Below are 16,154 nucleotides of genomic sequence, written 5' to 3'. Positions count from 1 at the left end.
TTTCGCGGACATTATGAGCCGCGACCGGCAAGGACAAGGGATAAGGAGCAGGCCTGAGCGGATCAGCGCCGGACCCGCGCCATGGCGTGCGCGTCCACGAACGCGCCGTCACGAAAGGCGTAGTCCCGGTGTGTTCCCTCGATCTCGAAACCGCAGCGCTTGTAGATCGCGATGGCGGCCAGGTTATCCACGTAGACGGTGAGTTCGATGCGCCGGAGGTTCAGCCAATTGTCGGCGACGCCCAACAACTCGGACAGGAGATGGGATCCGATGCCGCGCCCCTGGTGGTCGTCGTGGACACCCATTCCGAGGCTCGCCGCATGAGCGCGGCGCCCGCCCGCGCAATCGATTCCGCCATTCGCGACGATCCGGCCGTCGAGCACGACCACCAGCGAGACGCTTCCAGCAGGGCGGTTCTCGATGAATCTCCGCGTTTCCTCCGGAGTTTGATAGGGCAGCCGCAGCGTGCCCCAGCGGTAGCCTGGAAGGCAGGCGAGGGCGGCAAGCTCCTCGCAATCGGTTGGCCGCGTGGCGCGGACCACGAGTGTATCGGTGGGCGGTTTTCGAAGGCGGGTTTGCTGGTCGTGGTCCACGGGGGCTCTCCGTTTTTTCAGCGGAGGCGGCATGGACTTAAACCCTGCTCATCTCCGCAGGGTTCGAGGGAAATGTCGACGCTAGACGATGCGCAACATCTCTCCCGCACGCCCTGCCAGGCGCGTCGAGAGGTGAGTTACGGCCATCGAAAGCGTGAACATGCGAGAAGTGATACAGTCTTGGCGACGATCTGCCAATTCGAATCCTGAGGGCGGTGGCCGAATGAGGATGACGCGGCTCGACTGGATCCTTCTGCCGTTTCTCGTCGGCGTGCTCGGCCTGGTCCTGGTGGTGGCGTTCGCCGTCGCCGGATTTCTCGGGCTCGGCGTCCTCGGTCTCCTCGTCGGCTTCGTGGCCCAGCGCATCGAGGTCGAGAAGGATGGGGCGACCAGCAATTATATGACCACCTCCCTCTATGCCGAGCAGTTCAAGGCCAGGGAGGCAATGTCACGGGCGGAACGGGCCGCGCATCAGGCGGAATCGCGCAGGCTGCTCGGATATCTCCACGTGGCCAAGATCGTCAGCGCCGGCCTCGTGATCCTAGGCTTTGGATTTTTCGTGCTGTTTCAACTCTAATGACGCGGGGCTTTTCAGCTTGCGCCACGCGAAAGCGCCGAACACGCCGAGGAGCGTCAGCGCGATGCCGAACCACGTGAACGCGTATTGCAGGTGGTTGTTAGGCAGGCTGAGCCGCGTCTGGCCGCCTTTCGGCCAACCGCCCGCATTCGGGGCCGCATCTGCCTCAATGTAGAAGGGGGCCACCCGATCGAGCCCGTTGGCGCGGCCGATTGCTTGCGGGTCGCGGGCAAACCAGGTCTTGCGAGCGGGGTCGTCGGGCGGCGTGAAAGCGTTGCGCTCTTCCGGCGCGCGCACGAGTCCGGTCACCGTCGCCACGCCGCCGGGTTGGCTCTCCGGCCGGGAGGCGGGCTCGCGCAGCTCGGTCGGGACAAATCCGCGATTGACCATCAGCACGGCGCCGTCTGCCATCAGCAACGGGGTCATGAGGTAGAAACCCTGGACCGGAGCGCCGCGCTGGCCCGGCGCGAGGCCGTAAACCGGGGTCTCGAATTGATGCAGAAACGTGCCCTGCACCCGAACTTTGCGGAATTCATCCTGCGCCTGGTTCCAGTCGGGCCAAGCTGATGAGGGAATGATCTCGCCGGGCGCGCCATAGGCGCGGGCTTCGATCTGGGCGACGAGATTGTCTTTCCACACCTTGCGCTGGAGCTGCCAGGTTCCGAGCGTGACCAGCATCGCTAGCGCGACGAGCGCCGCAATCGCGGGAGCGGCCAGCGAACGCCAGCGGGTTGACGTCGCGACGGTCACTTCTCGAAGCGCCCTTCCTCGGCCTTGTGGTGAAATTGCAGCGCCGCGAGAACGCCCTTGAGGGGACGCACGAGAGCAAGGCTCAGGACGCCCGTCAGCGCAAACCACATGACCATATGCAGCCAGATTGGAGGCTCGTAGGTGAACTCCACCCACAGCGCCAGGCCGACGACCGTAATTCCAACAATCGACATCACGAAGAAGGCGGGGCCGTCGCCGGTATCGGCGAAGGTGAGGTCGAGGCCGCAGACCTCGCATTTCGGCCGGATCGTGAGAAAGCCTTTGAACACGTGGCCCTTGCCGCAGCGAGGACATAGCCCCTTGAGACCGGCGATGATCGGGTCAGGCGCGGAAGAATCATGGGCCACGGTTGAAAACTCCAAAAACTCCGCGAGCGGACATTCGCGACGCAGACGTTCGGCGCCGACCATAGGCTTCACATGGGCGACTAGCCAGAAATGCGAAGGGCGGCTTCTCGCCGCCCCCCGTTGAACTGATTTGTGCGAGAGGAGCCTAGTGGCCGCCCGTGGCGACCGGGCCGCCGTAGCCCCACACGTAAATCGCCGCGAACAGGAAGAGCCACACCACGTCGACGAAGTGCCAGTACCAGGCGGCGAACTCGAAACCGAGATGCTGAGTCGGCGTGAAATCTCCACGATAGGTGCGCAGCAGGCAGACGATCAGGAAGATCGTGCCGATGAACACGTGCGCCCCATGGAAACCCGTCGCCATGAAGAAGGTCGCGCCGTAGATATTGCCGGTGAATCCGAAGCCGGCATGGCTGTACTCGATGACCTGAACACAGCTGAAGATCAGCCCGAGAAGGATGGTCAGCCAGAGGCCGACCTTGACGCCCTTGCGGTCCCCTTCGAGAAGCGCATGGTGCGCCCAGGTCACGGTGGTGCCGGAGGTCAGCAGAATCAGCGTGTTGAGCAGCGGCAGGTGCCACGGATCGAAGGTCTGGATGCCCTTCGGCGGCCAGACACCCCCGAGGCTCTCCACCCGGGCATATTGCATCGGGTCGTTGGGATAGAGCGCAGCATCGAAATAGGCCCAGAACCACGCCACGAAGAACATCACCTCGGAGGCGATGAACAGCATCATTCCGTAGCGATGGTGCAACTGGACCACGCGGGAATGAAATTCGCCGCTATTGGCCTCGTTGATGACATCGTTCCACCAGCTGAACATGGTGAAGAGCACGCCGATGATGCCGGCCCCGAAGATGAATCCGCCCGATTGCGTTCCGGCAATCGTCATGCCCTTCCACCAGACCACGAAACCGGCCGCCATCAGAAAGGCGCTGATCGAACCGATGAGCGGCCACGGGCTCGGATTCACAAGGTGGTAGTCGTGGTGTTTCGCGTGGGCCTCGGCCATTCTTGTCGTCTCCGTGCTCCGAAGGAGTGATCGCTTGAGAGCTGCCAGTTTTCCGGACATGCTCTAGGACGTTTCCGCCCAGCTTGTCACGCCGTTATTGAACGATCGGTGTGGTTGCGGTTGAGGTTGAGGACGTTTCCTCGACCGGCTTGCCTCCCTTGGAGGGGAAGTAAGTGTAGGAGAGCGTGATGGAGCTGATGTCCTTGATGTCCCCATCCTCGACAAGGCGAGGATCGACATAAAAGACCACAGCGGATTGGAGGGTTTCGCCCGGCTGCAATGTCTGCTCGGTGAAGCAGAAGCATTCGAGCTTCGAGAAATAAGGGCCGGCGAGGTCCGGCTGCACATTGTAAGTCGCAATGCCGGTCGTCGCCTTCGAGCCGTTATTGGTGACCTTGTAGAGGACCGTGGTCGTCTCGCCGAGCTTGACCTTCACCTCCGGCACCTCCGACGCAAAGCTCCAGTTCAGGCCGGGAACGACGTTCGCGTCGAAGCGCACCGCGACTGTCCTGTCGATCACGTCCGAGCCGTTATCCGCGCGCTGGATCGGCGTCCCGTTGAAACCGGTCACCTTGCAGAAGAGGTCGTAGAGCGGCACCGACGCATAGGCGAGCCCGGTCATGCCGACCACAACGCCGGCGCACGCGACGACGGTGCGGCGGTTGCTGCGTTGAGAATCCTGTGTATCTGTCATCACAACCTCACATCGGTCGTTGCAGGACGCCCGGTCCGAGCTTCGCAATCGTGACCACGTAAAACAACAGAACGAGCGCGCCCAAGCTCAGCGCCAGAGCGAGCGACCGCTTGCGGCGGCGCTTCTGTTCTTCGGGGCTGAGACGGGAAGCCGGCTTGGTCATTTGGATCACCCGAAAACCGGACGGAAGAAGCCGAGCCCATGTTCTGCGAGAAGCGTCGCGAACAGCACGAACAGGTAGAGAATCGAGAAGCCGAAGAGCTGCTGCGCCACGCGCATGGCGGGCTCGCCCTCGCGCAGCCGAAAAACTTGCACGGCGAGCGCCAGCATGCCGAGGCCGCCGAGGGTCGCAACGATGGCGTAGGCCAACCCCCCGAACCCGTAAGCCACGGGTGCGAGGCCGAGCGGCGCGAGCAGGACGGTGTAGGCCAGAATCTGTCGGCGGGTGGAATCAGGCCCCGCCACGTTCGGCATCATGGGTATGCCGGCGCGCTCGTAATCGCTCGATTTCACCAATGCGAGCGCCCAGAAATGCGGCGGCGTCCAAATGAAGATGATGGCGAAGAGAATGATGCTTTCCCAGCCGACATGCCCGGTGACGGCCGCCTGCGCGACGATCGGCGGGAGCGCGCCGGCAGCGCCGCCGATGACGATGTTCTGCGGCGTCGAGCGCTTGAGCCACATGGAATAGATCACGGCGTAGAAGAAGATCGTGAACGCCAGCAAGCTGGCGGCCAGCACATTGCTGACCAGGCCGAGCACGATGACCGAGCCGACCGACAGGGTCATGCCGAAGGCTAGCGCTTCGCCCGGCGCGATCTTGCCGGCTGGTATCGGACGCTTGCGGGTGCGGATCATGATCGCGTCGATATCCGCATCCCACCACATGTTGAGGCAGCCCGACGCGCCGGCCCCGATGGCGATCATCAGGAGGGACGCGAAGGCGACGACCGGGTGGATGTCAGGATGGACCACCACCATGCCGACAAGCGCGGTGAAGACCACGAGGAACATCACGCGCGGTTTCAGCAGCGCGAAAAAATCCGACACGTCGCCCTTTGAGACCCCGGATGTGACCAGGGTCTCGTTGTGCTCTTCCGTCAAACTGTTCGTCACAATGGTCATCATGGCGGTCTTTCGAAGCGGGCGGATAATTCGGGACCCTGTGCTTCTCGATATCAACTCCTCACCGGAAGACTTGGGATCCGTGTCCAAGTCCTCGGGGGAGGAGCGGGCGGCAGGTGCCGCCCGTCCGTTTTCTAGTGACCCGTATCCGCGATGCGCGGAAGGGTTTCGAATTGGTGGAACGGAGGCGGCGAGGGCAGCGTCCATTCGAGAGTGGTGGCGCCTTCGCCCCACGGATTGCCGACCGCTTTCTCCTTGCGCATGAACGCGTAGATCACACCAAAGGCGAAGAGCAGAACACCCACGGCGAAAATGTAGGCGCCGATCGATGACACCAGATTCCAGCCCGCAAATGCATCCGGATAATCCGCATAGCGGCGCGGCATGCCCGAAAGGCCGAGGAAGTGCATCGGGAAGAACAGCAGGTTGGAGCCGATGAACGCGATCCAGAAATGCGTCTTGCCGATCCATTCCGGCATCATGTAGCCGGTGATCTTCGGGAACCAGTAATACATGCCGGCGAAGATGACGAACACGGCGCCGAGCGACAGCACGTAGTGGAAGTGCGCGACCACGTAATAGGTGTCGTGCATGTAGCGGTCGACACCCGCATTCGCCAGCACGACGCCGGTGACGCCGCCGACCGTGAACAGGAACACGAAGCCCACGGCCCACAGCATCGCCGCCGTGAAGCGGATCGAACCGCCCCACATGGTCGCGATCCACGAGAAGATCTTCACGCCCGTTGGAACCGCAATCACCATGGTGGCGAACACGAAATACGCCTGGGTCTGCAGCGACAGGCCGACCGTGAACATGTGGTGTGCCCACACCACGAACCCGACGACGCCGATCGCCACCATCGCGTAGGCCATGCCGAGATAGCCGAAGATCGGCTTCTTGGAGAAGGTCGAGATGATGTGACTGACGATGCCGAAGGCCGGCAGGATCATGATGTAGACTTCGGGGTGACCGAAGAACCAGAACAGGTGCTGATAGAGGATCGGATCGCCACCGCCCGACGGATCGAAGAAGGTGGTGCCGAAATTACGATCCGTCAGCAGCATGGTGATGGCGCCTGCGAGCACCGGCAGCGACAGCAGCAGCAGGAAGGCCGTCACCAGCATCGACCACGCGAAGAGCGGCATCTTGTGCAGCGTCATGCCGGGTGCGCGCATGTTGAGGATGGTGGTGATGAAGTTGATGGCGCCGAGGATCGACGAGGCGCCCGCAAGGTGAAGCGCCAGGATGCCGAAATCGAGCGCCGGGCCGGGGTGGCCCGTGGTGGAGAGCGGCGGATAAACCGTCCAGCCGCCGCCGAAGCCGAGCGAGCCGGGAGCACCCTCGACAAACAGCGAGCAGAGCAACAGAGCCCAAGCCGCGACGAGAAGCCAGAACGACACGTTGTTCATGCGCGGGAACGCCATGTCGGGCGCGCCGATCATCAGCGGCACGAACCAGTTGCCGAATCCGCCGATCAGCGTCGGCATCACCATGAAGAACACCATGATGAGACCGTGGCCGGTCACGATGACGTTGAAGGATTGCGGGTTCGAGAAGAATTGCAGGCCTGGCTCCTGCAACTCGAGGCGCATGAGGATCGACAAGGCGCCGCCGACGATTCCCGCCATGAAGCCGAAAATGAAATACAGCGTCCCGATGTCCTTGTGGTTCGTCGACAGAAACCATCGGCGCCAGAAGGTTGGAACGTGGTCGTGGTGATCCGCATGAGCGGCGTCAGCTGCGTGTGCCATGATGAGACCTCTGTGGTCCTTCTTTCGATATTACTGTGCGGTAGCGAGCTTGAGCGGGGCGGTGCCGTCGACCGAAGCATACTTCTGCTTCGCCTCCGTCAGCCAGGCGGCATATTGCTGCTCGCTGACGACGCGCACCGTGATCGGCATATACGGGTGTCCGTTGCCGCAGAGTTCGGAGCATTGTCCGTAATAGACGCCCTCTTTCTCTGCCCTGAACCATGTCTCGTTCAGGCGGCCCGGCACCGCATCGACCTTGATGCCGAACGACGGCACCGTGAAGGAATGCAACACGTCGCCGGCGGTAACCTGGACCTTGACGGTCTTGTTCACCGGAACGACCATCTCGTTGTCGACGGTGAGCAGACGCGGTTGATCCGGCTTCAGGTCCTTCGCATCGACCATGTTCGAATCGAACTTGAATCCGCCGCCCTGATCGGCCGCGTATTCATAGCCCCAGTACCACGAATAGCCCGTGACCTTCACGACGATATCGGCCGGGGGGATGATCAACTGCAGGCGCAGCAGGCGGAAAGACGGGATCGCGATGGCGATGAGGATGAGCACCGGCACGATCGTCCAGGCGACTTCAAGCCAGGTATGATGCGTGGTCTTCGACGGAACGGGGTTCTTGGCCTCGTTGAAACGCACCGCGATGACGACGATCAGCACAAGCACGAAAAGGCAGATCGCCGCGATGAGCCAGACGAGCCAGGTGTGGAAGTTGGAGAGGTCGCGACCGACTTCGGTCACCATGCCCTGCATGCCCATTTCCCAAGGGGTAGGCATGCCGGTGCCAGCCATCGCCGCACTGTTGCCTGACACAAATGCGACCGCCGCCGTGAGGAGGGGGATCGCCGATCGAAGTCCTGACGTCTCGATCCGCATCGGTGTTCCAAAGCTCCTAGATAGAGTGGCCGATGAGCGGCCACGAAACCATCGGGATGGACGGGACAAGCGCGCGCAAAAAGCGGTGCCCAGCCTTACGCCATCACCTTCATCCAGCGTCTATGACCACAGGACGCGCAGGAGCGCAACGGTGCAAGCGTCGCAATTTATGCGTCATAACGGCCAAAAAGCCATTTCGACGAGAAGCTGCGCCGCTCTCGCTTGACATCGCCGCCCCAGCCATGGTCCGAACGGTCCAAAGATGGATCGGTTCGGCTATTAGGCCGCCGCCCCTTGCAGAAATCGTCTGCGGGGCTCGCAAACGGAGGTGCCTATGGGCAGGTCACGATGGGTTCGCTGCGCGCTGGCAGCAATGATGGGTCTCTCCGCCGCGATGGCCGCCGGTGCCGCCGGCGCCCAGGGAATGGTCAAGAACACCTTCGGCGACTGGCAGATGCGCTGCGAGACGCCGGCCGGGGCGACGACCGAGCAATGCGCCCTCGTGCAGAACGTGGCGGCCGAAGACCGGCCCAACATCACGCTCGTGATAATCGTGTTGAAAACTGCGGACGGCAAAAGCCGTCTCCTGCGCATCGTCGCGCCGCTTGGTATTCTGCTGCCGTCGGGTCTCGGCCTGAAAATCGATGAGGCCGATATCGGCCGCGCCGGTTTCGTCCGCTGCCTGACGACGGGCTGCGTCGCCGAAGTGGTGATGGAGGACAACCTGATCAATCAGATGAAGTCCGGCAAGACCGCGACTTTCATCGTGTTCCAGACGCCCGAAGAAGGCATCGGAATTCCGGTCTCGCTGAACGGCTTCGCGGCCGGGTTCGAGGCTCTGCCTTAAAGCACCGTCACTTATCAGGATTTGGGGGACATCATGGGTGGATTGAGCCGCAAGGCAGGTTGGGCGCTCGCCCTTCTGGGCGTCTCGGCGCTCGCGGGATGCGGTGCACCGGGCGCCGGTGGATCGAGCCTCGGCAACGCGCTCCTGTTCGCCGGTCCCACCGTGCCGCCGCCGGCCAAGACCGCCATCGAGGACGTCTATTGCCCGTCCGTCGAGATCGCCGAGGGCGGATCATCGATCCAGGCCTTTGCGGGCGGTCGCGTCGGTGAACAAGGCGCCTTGCGCAGCCAGATCGCGCTCGGCCAGATCGCCCGCGAATGCGTCGGAAACCCCGACGGCTCGACCATCGTCAAGATCGGCGTCGAGGGTCGCGCGCTCCTCGGTGCCGGCGGGTCTCCGGGGCGCTATGACGTGCCGGTCCATATCGCGGTGAAGAGCGGTTCGACCGTCATCGCCAACCGCTCGCGTCGATTGAGCGTCACGATCCCGCCCGGCGAATCCCAGGGGACGTTCTCGGTCGTCGAGGAGGGCATCCTCGTGCCGGCGCGGGACGCCAGCAGTTTCGAGATCGAAGTCGGCCTCGGCGGCAGCGGCCCCGTTTCCGGCCGGCGGACCCGCGGCTAGACCAAGCCCTCCGCGGCGGCGTCGCCCCTCCTACGGCCGAGGGGGCGCCGAGCCTGCTCTCTGAAGCTGCGATGAGGCGAGAATCTTGTCGATCCGACGTCCGTCAAGGTCGATGACCTCAAATCGCCAGCCGAAGGCGTCCACATGCTCGCCTTCGACGGGCAGATGCTGAAGCTCGCTGATCACGAGGCCGCCGACGGTGTGATAGCTGCGATTCTCGGGCAGCGAGATGCCGATGATTTCCTCCATCTCGTCCACCGGCATGGAGCCGGCGAGCAACCAGGAGCCGTCCTCGCGGCGCACCGCATCCGGCTCCGGCGTCTCGGCGTCGGAGCGGAAGGCCCCGACAATCGACTCAAGCGCGTCGGCCGGCGTCACGACACCTTCGAAATGGCCATATTCGTCATGCACGAGCGCCATCGGGACCTCGGCGTCGCGGAGCAACGAGAGGGCGTCCAGCGCGTAGAGGGTGTCGGGGATCACGGGCGCGACGCGCACGTGCTTGCGCACATCGAGCGGCTCGCCGGACAGGATTGCCGCCAGGAGCTCCCGCGACTGGACCACGCCGATCATGTTGTCGGCATCACCCTCGCTGACCGGCAGGCGAGAGTGAGGGGTGGTGATCAGGAGATCGCGGATCATATCCTCATCGTCGGCAAGATCGATCCAGTCCACGTCGGTCCGGGGGGTCATGAGGGCCCGCACCTGCCGGTCGCCGAGTCGCAGCACGCCGCCGATCATGCGCCGCTCCTCTTCCTCGATCACGCCGGCGCTCTCAGCCTCGCCGACGAGCATCCTGAGCTCTTCTTCCGTTACGGTATTGTCGCCCTCGGAGCCTGATCCGAAGAGACGGAAAATCAGCCGTGTCGAGGTGTTAAGGAGCCAGATCGCGGGGGCGGCGATCTTCGAGATGAGCATCATCAGGGGTGCGACCGCGCAGGCGACGGTCTCAGGGTTGCGCAAGGCGAATTGCTTGGGCACCAACTCGCCGATCACGATGGAAAAGAACGTGATGAGGCCGATGACGATGCCGAAGCCCAATGGCTCGGAGGCCCCTGGCGGCACGCCGTTCTCCGCCAGAACCTGCGTAAGCCGGGCGCCGAGGGCCGCGCCCGAGAACGCGCCCGCCAGAATGCCCACGAGGGTGATGCCGATCTGCACCGTCGAGAGAAAACGCCCGGAATCCTCCATCAGCTTCAGGGCGATTCTGGCGCCTGGACGGCCTTTTTCGGCCATGGCTTTGAGACGGGGGCGGCGGGCGGAAACGACGGCAAGTTCAGACAGGGCAAAAACGCCGTTGAGGGCGATGAGGCAGATAGCGACAATGAGTTCGAACAACGATCTCAGGAGCTGCCGACCGCATCAGGCCGCGTTTCTCCCCTTCTGTGAAATGGGCCGTTAGCATGAGGCTTGGGGATAGGGCCGTCAATTGTGAAGTGAAGGCCGCTTGCGGCCGCCTGTTTGATTGACAGAACGGCGATTCCTCGCCAGAGGTTGTCAGCCGCTGATCCCCGCGGAAGAGACCGGGCTTCGAGCCCGGCGCCGAAGGCGCAACCGCCCCGGAAACGCTCAGGCAAAAGGACCGCGGGGAGCTGGCACTCTGGAAAGCGGCGACGTTGGTAACGTCGCCCACCGACGGGCGTAACCTTGCCGCTTCTTGGCGGTGGGGGAAATCTCTCAGGTCATGGGACAGAGGGGGCGTAAGCACGGGTCTTTGAAGGCCCGATGAAACGCGCCTTTTGAGGGATTCCATGGCTGAGCCAGTCCACGCCGACGAGACGCTCCTTAAGACCCCGCTGCATGCCGAGCACGTCGCCGTTGGTGCGCGCATGGTGCCGTTCGCCGGCTACGACATGCCGGTCCAGTACCCCACCGGCATTCTGACCGAGCATAACTGGACCCGCGAGCATGCGGGTTTGTTCGACGTCTCCCATATGGGACAGGCCCTCCTCATCGCCGAGGACAAGAGCCATGAGACGGTAGCGCGGGCGCTGGAAACCTTGATTCCCGCAGACATTCTCAACCTCAAGCCGGGCCAGCAGCGCTATTCGCAGCTTCTCGACGACAAGGGCGGCATTCTCGACGACCTGATGGTCAGCCGCTCGGCGGACGAGGGCGATTCCGGCCGCTTGATGCTGGTGGTCAACGCCTCGATGAAGGATGCGGACTACGCCCACATCCAGGCTCACCTGCCGAACGGCGTCACGCTGAAGCGCCTTGACGACCGCGCGCTGATTGCGCTGCAGGGGCCGAAGGCGGTCGAGGTGATGGCCAAGCTCGCGCCGGAAACGGCCGGCATGACCTTCATGGCGGCCCGGACGATGAAGGTGGCGGGCCTCGATTGCCACGTTTCCCGATCCGGCTACACCGGCGAAGACGGCTTCGAGATTTCCGTTCCGGCCGACAAGGCTGCCGAACTCTGGCGCGCCATCCTCGCGGACTCGGAGGTCAAGCCCATTGGCCTCGGCGCGCGCGATTCGCTCCGCCTCGAGGCCGGCCTTTGCCTTTACGGTCACGATATCGACCCCACCACGTCGCCCATCGAAGCCGGCCTGATCTGGTCCATCCAGAAGCGCCGCCGCGAGGAAGGCGGCTTTCCGGGCGCCGCGCGGATCCAGCAGGAAATCAAGGACGGCCCCTCCCGCGTTCGCGTCGGCCTGAAGCCCGAGGGTCGGGCGCCGGCTCGCGAAGGGGCGATCATCGCCACACCGGATGGGCGGGAAGTCGGCATCGTGACGTCGGGCGGATTCGGTCCCACTGTCAACGGTCCGGTGGCGATGGGCTACGTTTCGCGGGATGTGTCCTCTGTCGGCACCGATCTCCATCTTGTCGTTCGCGGCAAGCCGATGCCGGCCAAGGTCGCCGCCATGCCTTTCGCACCACACCGCTACAAGCGCTAAACCCTGAGGGAAACAGAACATGACCACGCGCTACACCAAAGACCATGAATACATCCGCCTCGAGGGCGATACCGGGATCGTCGGCATTTCGGATTACGCGCAGGCGCAGCTCGGCGACGTCGTTTATGTGGAGCTGCCGAGCATCGGCAAATCGCTGGCGAAGGGGGCGGAAGCCGCCGTCGTCGAGAGCGTGAAGGCCGCAAGCGAGATTTATGCGCCGGTCTCCGGCGAGGTGGTCGAGGTCAACGGCGAACTCGAAGCGACCCCCGGCACCGTCAACGAAGATCCGGCCGGTCGCGGCTGGTTCCTGAAACTCAAGGTCAAGGACGCAAGCGAACTCGACGCGCTGATGACCGAGGAACAATACCAGGAATTCGTGAAATCCATTTCGTAAGGACCTGACGGCGATGACGCACGAATACCGGGCTACGATTCGTTGGGCGCGCAACGGCGAGAGCTTCTCCGACGGCCGCTACACCCGTGGTCATGTTTGGAGCTTCGATGGCGGCATCGAGGTCCCGGCTTCGGCATCGCCGTCCGTCGTGCCGTTGCCTTACTCGCTCGAGAACGCGGTCGATCCCGAAGAAGCCTTCGTGGCGGCGATTTCGAGCTGCCACATGCTGACGTTTCTCTCCATCGCGGCGAAGAAGAGGTTCGTGGTGGATCGCTATGAGGACAAGGCCTTGGGACTGATGACGAAGAACGATGGCGGCAAGCTGTACGTCTCGAAGGTCACCCTCGATCCCGTCATCGAATTCTCCGGCGAAAAGATCCCGACGCCCGAACAGATTGCCGATCTTCATCATCTCTCTCACCAGGAATGTTTCATCGCCAATTCCGTACTGACGGAAATTGTCGTGGCGGGCCTTCCTTCGCACTAAGGGTTTTCGCGCATGCGCTATCTTCCCCTGACCGACACCGATCGCGGCGAGATGCTCGCACGCATCGGCGTCAACACAGTCGACGACCTGTTCGCCGATATTCCCAGTAACGTACTGCTGAAGGCGCCGCTGGATCTGCCACGCCGCAAGGGTGAACTGGAGGTCGAGCGCATCATGTCGCGGATGGCGGCGAAGAATGTGCCGGCATCGTCGGTGCCGTTCTTCGTCGGCGCGGGCGCGTACAAGCATCATGTTCCGGCAACCGTCGATCACCTGATCCAGCGTTCGGAATTCCTGACGAGCTACACGCCGTATCAGCCGGAAATCGCCCAAGGCACGCTGCAATATCTGTTCGAGTTCCAGACGCAGGTGGCAGCGCTTACCGGCATGGATGTGGCGAATGCCTCGATGTATGACGGCTCGACCGGCACCGGCGAGGCGGTGCTGATGGCGCATCGCGTCACCAAGCGCCGCAAGGCGGTGCTGTCGGGCGGCCTGCACCCGCATTACGTGGACGTGGTCCAGACGCTCTCCAAGATGGCGAGCGATGATGTGGTGGCGCTTGCACCCGACGTTTCCGCGACCGAGGACCTGCTCGCCAGCATCGACGACAGCGTGTCGTGCGTGGTCGTGCAGACACCGGACGTATTCGGCAACGTGCGCGATCTCAAAGCCATCGCCGACAAGGCGCACCAGCATGGCGCGCTGCTCATCGCCGTGTTCACCGAAGTGATGTCGCTCGGCCTGCTGCAATCGCCCGGCAGCATGGGGGCGGATATCGTGGTCGGCGAAGGCCAGTCGATCGGCAACGCGCTGAATTTCGGCGGCCCCTATGTGGGTCTCTTCGCCACGCAGTCGAAATACGTTCGTCAGATGCCGGGACGGCTGTGCGGTGAAACCGCCGATGCCGACGGCAATCGAGGTTTCGTGCTGACGCTCTCGACGCGCGAGCAGCACATCCGCCGCGACAAGGCGACGTCGAACATCTGCACCAATTCGGGCCTGTGCTGCCTCGCATTCACCATTCACATGACGCTGCTCGGCGAAGCCGGTCTCAAGCGCCTCGCACGCATCAACCATGCGAACGCCGTGAAACTTGCGGATCAGCTCGCGGGCGTGAAGGGCGTCGAGGTTCTCAACCAGACCTTCTTCAACGAATTCACCGTAATGCTCGCAAAGCCCGCCGCCGAAGTGGTCGAACGCCTGGCCGAGAAGGGCGTGCTCGCGGGCGTGCCTGTTTCGCGCCTGCTGCCGGGTGCGGGCCTCGACCGCCTGCTGCTCGTCGCCTCGACCGAAGTGAACACCGATGATGACCGCGCGGCCTTTGTGGCCGCCTTGAAGGAGGTTCTGTGATGTTGAACCGTCAGGGACGTCCCACCGCGGCTGGAGAAGCCGGCACCAACGCGCATCCGACCTTCACCGGCAACAAGGCGCTGGCGCAGATCGAGCCACTGATCTTCGAGATCGGCCACCATGAGACGACCGGTGTCGATCTCGACGAGCCGGAAGCCTTCACGCCGCGTCTCGGGGGGCTCGAGCGCAAGGAAGCGATCGGCCTGCCGGGGCTTTCAGAGCCCGAGGCGATGCGCCATTACGTGCGCCTCAGCCAGATGAATTACGGCATCGATACCGGCCTGTTCCCGCTCGGCTCCTGCACCATGAAGCACAATGCGCGCCTCAACGAGCGCATGGCCAGATTGCCCGGCTTCTCGGACGTGCATCCGCTGCAGCCGGTCTCGACCGTCCGCGGTGCGCTTGAAGTGATGGACGAATTGTCGCGTTATCTGGTGACGCTCACCAACACGACCACAGTCGCGCTGTCACCGAAAGCCGGCGCCCACGGCGAGCTTTGCGGCATGATGGCCATCAAGGCCGCTATCGAGGCGAAGGGTGAGGGCAAAACCCGGAACGTGGTGCTGGTGCCCGATTCGGCTCATGGCACCAACCCGGCGACCGCCGCCTTGATCGGCTTCACGGTGCGTCCCGTGCCGGCGCGCGACGATGGCTGGGTGCATGTGGACGACGTCAAGAAGCTGCTCGGCCCGGACGTCGCGGCGATCATGCTGACCAACCCCAACACCTGCGGGTTGTTCGAGAACCAGGTGGTGGAAATCGCCAAGGCGATCCATGACGCGGGCGCGTATTTCTACTGCGATGGCGCCAACTTCAACGCCATCGTGGGTAAGGCGCGGCCGGGTGATCTTGGCATCGACGCCATGCACATCAACCTGCACAAGACCTTCTCGACGCCCCATGGCGGCGGCGGTCCCGGCTCCGGACCGGTGGTTTTGTCGGCGCGGCTCGCGCCCTTCGCGCCGGTGCCGTTCATCACTGCGGAGAATGGCGTGCTGACGCTGGTCGAGCAGGCGAAGGATGCGACTGAGCAGCCGTTCGGACGCATGACCGCGTTCCACGGTCAGATGGGCATGTATGTGCGCGCGCTGACCTATATGCTGTCGCACGGTTCGGACGGCATGAAGCAGGCCTCCGAGGATGCGGTGCTGAATGCCAATTACATTCGCGCGAGCCTGGCCGATTTGTTCTCGCAGCCATTCGGCGACAAGCCCTGCATGCACGAGGTATTGTTCGACGATGCGTGGCTGAAGGATACCGGCGTCACTACGCTCGATTTTGCCAAGGCGATGATCGATGAGGGCTATCATCCGATGACGATGTATTTCCCGCTCGTCGTTCACGGTGCGATGCTGATCGAGCCGACGGAATCCGAATCGAAGGCCTCGCTCGATCTCTTCATCGCGGCGCTGCGCGATCTCGCCATGTCGGCGAAAAAGGGCGAGACCGAGCGCTTCAGCGGCGCCCCTTATCACGCGCCCCGCCGGCGTCTCGACGAGACCCGCGCGGCCCGCACCCCGGTGCTCAAATGGACAAAGCCCGCGCCGTTCGCCGAGGCCGCGGAATAGGGCTTTCAAGCTTTGTAAAGCGTGTGATGGCCGGGCTCGTCCCGGCCATTTCTTTGGACTTCGGCTCTACGCCTTTCGCCTCTCCCATAGGAGAGGTGGGGGGCGCCGCCCTTCACCTCTCCCGTGGGAGAGGTCGGACCGCAGGTCCGGGTGAGGGGTGCGCGCTGTCCGGAAAGGTCTCATCCCCTCACCCTCGCTTCGCTCGACCTCTCCCCGCTGG

Annotated in this window: 18 protein-coding genes and 2 riboswitches; of the genes, 8 read left to right on the top strand and 10 right to left on the bottom strand. The window is 63.3% G+C overall.

Features of this window, described 5'->3' with window-relative positions; genetic code table 11:
* Window positions 1-62: 62 nt before the first annotated feature.
* Complete coding sequence (locus tag FEZ63_RS23100; protein ID WP_244622952.1) at window positions 63-593, bottom strand: GNAT family N-acetyltransferase; 531 nt, start codon at window positions 591-593, stop codon at window positions 63-65.
* Between the two features lie 223 nt (window positions 594-816).
* Between FEZ63_RS23100 and FEZ63_RS23095 the strand changes: the two genes are divergently transcribed.
* Window positions 817-1,170: a hypothetical protein gene (locus FEZ63_RS23095; RefSeq protein ID WP_150949401.1), complete on the top strand. Its 354-nt coding sequence runs from the start codon at window positions 817-819 to the stop codon at window positions 1,168-1,170.
* Here FEZ63_RS23095 and FEZ63_RS23090 read toward each other — a convergent pair.
* The 8 genes from FEZ63_RS23090 to coxB all read right to left on the bottom strand — a co-directional run bounded on the left by FEZ63_RS23090 (window position 1,135) and on the right by coxB (window position 7,761).
* A complete protein-coding gene (locus FEZ63_RS23090) occupies window positions 1,135-1,920 on the bottom strand; it encodes an SURF1 family protein (RefSeq protein WP_244622951.1) in 786 nt (261 codons plus the stop codon). The genes FEZ63_RS23095 and FEZ63_RS23090 overlap by 36 nt on opposite strands.
* Window positions 1,917-2,288, bottom strand: a complete 372-nt coding sequence (locus FEZ63_RS23085) for a DUF983 domain-containing protein (protein WP_244622950.1) — start codon at window positions 2,286-2,288, stop codon at window positions 1,917-1,919. The genes FEZ63_RS23090 and FEZ63_RS23085 overlap by 4 nt, the downstream gene beginning before the upstream one ends.
* A 145-nt stretch (window positions 2,289-2,433) precedes the next feature.
* Window positions 2,434-3,300 (bottom strand): cytochrome c oxidase subunit 3, encoded by an 867-nt coding sequence (locus FEZ63_RS23080; protein ID WP_150949395.1) that lies wholly within the window; start codon window positions 3,298-3,300, stop codon window positions 2,434-2,436.
* Window positions 3,301-3,394: 94 nt separating this feature from the next.
* Window positions 3,395-3,994, bottom strand: coding sequence for a cytochrome c oxidase assembly protein (locus tag FEZ63_RS23075; RefSeq protein WP_150949392.1), 600 nt, complete (start codon window positions 3,992-3,994; stop codon window positions 3,395-3,397).
* Window positions 3,995-4,001: 7 nt separating this feature from the next.
* Complete coding sequence (locus FEZ63_RS25320; RefSeq protein WP_201274268.1) at window positions 4,002-4,157, bottom strand: hypothetical protein; 156 nt, start codon at window positions 4,155-4,157, stop codon at window positions 4,002-4,004.
* Window positions 4,158-4,162: 5 nt separating this feature from the next.
* Window positions 4,163-5,119, bottom strand: coding sequence for a heme o synthase (locus FEZ63_RS23070; protein WP_150949513.1), 957 nt, complete (start codon window positions 5,117-5,119; stop codon window positions 4,163-4,165).
* A 134-nt stretch (window positions 5,120-5,253) separates the two neighbouring features.
* Complete coding sequence (ctaD, locus tag FEZ63_RS23065; protein ID WP_150949389.1) at window positions 5,254-6,873, bottom strand: cytochrome c oxidase subunit I; 1,620 nt, start codon at window positions 6,871-6,873, stop codon at window positions 5,254-5,256.
* A gap of 30 nt (window positions 6,874-6,903) precedes the next feature.
* On the bottom strand, window positions 6,904-7,761 hold the full coding sequence (coxB, locus tag FEZ63_RS23060; RefSeq protein ID WP_150949386.1) for a cytochrome c oxidase subunit II: 858 nt from the start codon (window positions 7,759-7,761) through the stop codon (window positions 6,904-6,906).
* Between the two features lie 373 nt (window positions 7,762-8,134).
* Between coxB and FEZ63_RS23055 the strand changes: the two genes are divergently transcribed.
* Entirely contained in the window at window positions 8,135-8,608 is a 474-nt protein-coding gene (locus FEZ63_RS23055; protein ID WP_420846326.1) for an invasion associated locus B family protein, read from the top strand.
* Window positions 8,609-8,641: 33 nt separating this feature from the next.
* Window positions 8,642-9,232 carry a hypothetical protein gene (locus FEZ63_RS23050; RefSeq protein WP_244622949.1) on the top strand — a complete coding sequence of 197 codons (591 nt, stop codon included), beginning with the start codon at window positions 8,642-8,644 and terminating at the stop codon, window positions 9,230-9,232.
* A gap of 30 nt (window positions 9,233-9,262) precedes the next feature.
* Here FEZ63_RS23050 and FEZ63_RS23045 read toward each other — a convergent pair whose 3' ends face one another.
* Window positions 9,263-10,570: a hemolysin family protein gene (locus FEZ63_RS23045; protein ID WP_150949379.1), complete on the bottom strand. Its 1,308-nt coding sequence runs from the start codon at window positions 10,568-10,570 to the stop codon at window positions 9,263-9,265.
* Window positions 10,571-10,736: 166 nt separating this feature from the next.
* Window positions 10,737-10,827: riboswitch (glycine riboswitch) on the top strand.
* Window position 10,828: 1 nt separating this feature from the next.
* Window positions 10,829-10,929, top strand: a riboswitch (glycine riboswitch).
* 54 nt (window positions 10,930-10,983) lie between these two features.
* Here FEZ63_RS23045 and gcvT point away from each other — a divergent pair.
* From gcvT to gcvPB, 5 genes are read left to right on the top strand one after another with little or no spacing between them, the layout of a single operon-like run.
* Complete coding sequence (gene gcvT, locus FEZ63_RS23040; protein WP_150949375.1) at window positions 10,984-12,132, top strand: glycine cleavage system aminomethyltransferase GcvT; 1,149 nt, start codon at window positions 10,984-10,986, stop codon at window positions 12,130-12,132.
* 19 nt (window positions 12,133-12,151) lie between these two features.
* Window positions 12,152-12,526 carry a glycine cleavage system protein GcvH gene (gene gcvH / locus FEZ63_RS23035; RefSeq protein ID WP_150949371.1) on the top strand — a complete coding sequence of 125 codons (375 nt, stop codon included), beginning with the start codon at window positions 12,152-12,154 and terminating at the stop codon, window positions 12,524-12,526.
* Window positions 12,527-12,539: 13 nt separating this feature from the next.
* The gene (locus FEZ63_RS23030) at window positions 12,540-13,013 is read left to right on the top strand and encodes an OsmC family protein (protein ID WP_150949368.1); all 474 of its coding nucleotides are present in this window, start codon (window positions 12,540-12,542) and stop codon (window positions 13,011-13,013) included.
* Window positions 13,014-13,025: 12 nt separating this feature from the next.
* On the top strand, window positions 13,026-14,366 hold the full coding sequence (gcvPA, locus tag FEZ63_RS23025; RefSeq protein WP_150949365.1) for an aminomethyl-transferring glycine dehydrogenase subunit GcvPA: 1,341 nt from the start codon (window positions 13,026-13,028) through the stop codon (window positions 14,364-14,366).
* Entirely contained in the window at window positions 14,366-15,934 is a 1,569-nt protein-coding gene (gcvPB, locus tag FEZ63_RS23020) for an aminomethyl-transferring glycine dehydrogenase subunit GcvPB (RefSeq protein ID WP_201274267.1), read from the top strand. The genes gcvPA and gcvPB overlap by 1 nt, the downstream gene beginning before the upstream one ends.
* The last annotated feature ends 220 nt before the right edge of the window (window positions 15,935-16,154 follow it).

Origin of the sequence: Microvirga brassicacearum (genome assembly GCF_008757455.1) — a bacterium.
GTDB lineage: Bacteria > Pseudomonadota > Alphaproteobacteria > Rhizobiales > Beijerinckiaceae > Microvirga > Microvirga brassicacearum.
This window is presented reverse-complemented; position numbering and strand designations above follow the sequence as displayed.

Coding starts and splice junctions, on each gene's coding strand:
- FEZ63_RS23095 (WP_150949401.1), top strand. CDS start 817: ATGAGGATGACGCGGCTCGACTGGATCCTTCTGCCGTTTCTCGTCGGC.
- FEZ63_RS23080 (WP_150949395.1), bottom strand. CDS start 3,300: ATGGCCGAGGCCCACGCGAAACACCACGACTACCACCTTGTGAATCCG.
- FEZ63_RS23075 (WP_150949392.1), bottom strand. CDS start 3,994: ATGACAGATACACAGGATTCTCAACGCAGCAACCGCCGCACCGTCGTC.
- FEZ63_RS25320 (WP_201274268.1), bottom strand. CDS start 4,157: ATGACCAAGCCGGCTTCCCGTCTCAGCCCCGAAGAACAGAAGCGCCGC.
- FEZ63_RS23070 (WP_150949513.1), bottom strand. CDS start 5,119: ATGACCATTGTGACGAACAGTTTGACGGAAGAGCACAACGAGACCCTG.
- ctaD (WP_150949389.1), bottom strand. CDS start 6,873: ATGGCACACGCAGCTGACGCCGCTCATGCGGATCACCACGACCACGTT.
- coxB (WP_150949386.1), bottom strand. CDS start 7,761: ATGCGGATCGAGACGTCAGGACTTCGATCGGCGATCCCCCTCCTCACG.
- FEZ63_RS23055 (WP_420846326.1), top strand. CDS start 8,135: ATGATGGGTCTCTCCGCCGCGATGGCCGCCGGTGCCGCCGGCGCCCAG.
- FEZ63_RS23050 (WP_244622949.1), top strand. CDS start 8,642: ATGGGTGGATTGAGCCGCAAGGCAGGTTGGGCGCTCGCCCTTCTGGGC.
- gcvT (WP_150949375.1), top strand. CDS start 10,984: ATGGCTGAGCCAGTCCACGCCGACGAGACGCTCCTTAAGACCCCGCTG.
- gcvH (WP_150949371.1), top strand. CDS start 12,152: ATGACCACGCGCTACACCAAAGACCATGAATACATCCGCCTCGAGGGC.
- FEZ63_RS23030 (WP_150949368.1), top strand. CDS start 12,540: ATGACGCACGAATACCGGGCTACGATTCGTTGGGCGCGCAACGGCGAG.
- gcvPA (WP_150949365.1), top strand. CDS start 13,026: ATGCGCTATCTTCCCCTGACCGACACCGATCGCGGCGAGATGCTCGCA.
- gcvPB (WP_201274267.1), top strand. CDS start 14,366: ATGTTGAACCGTCAGGGACGTCCCACCGCGGCTGGAGAAGCCGGCACC.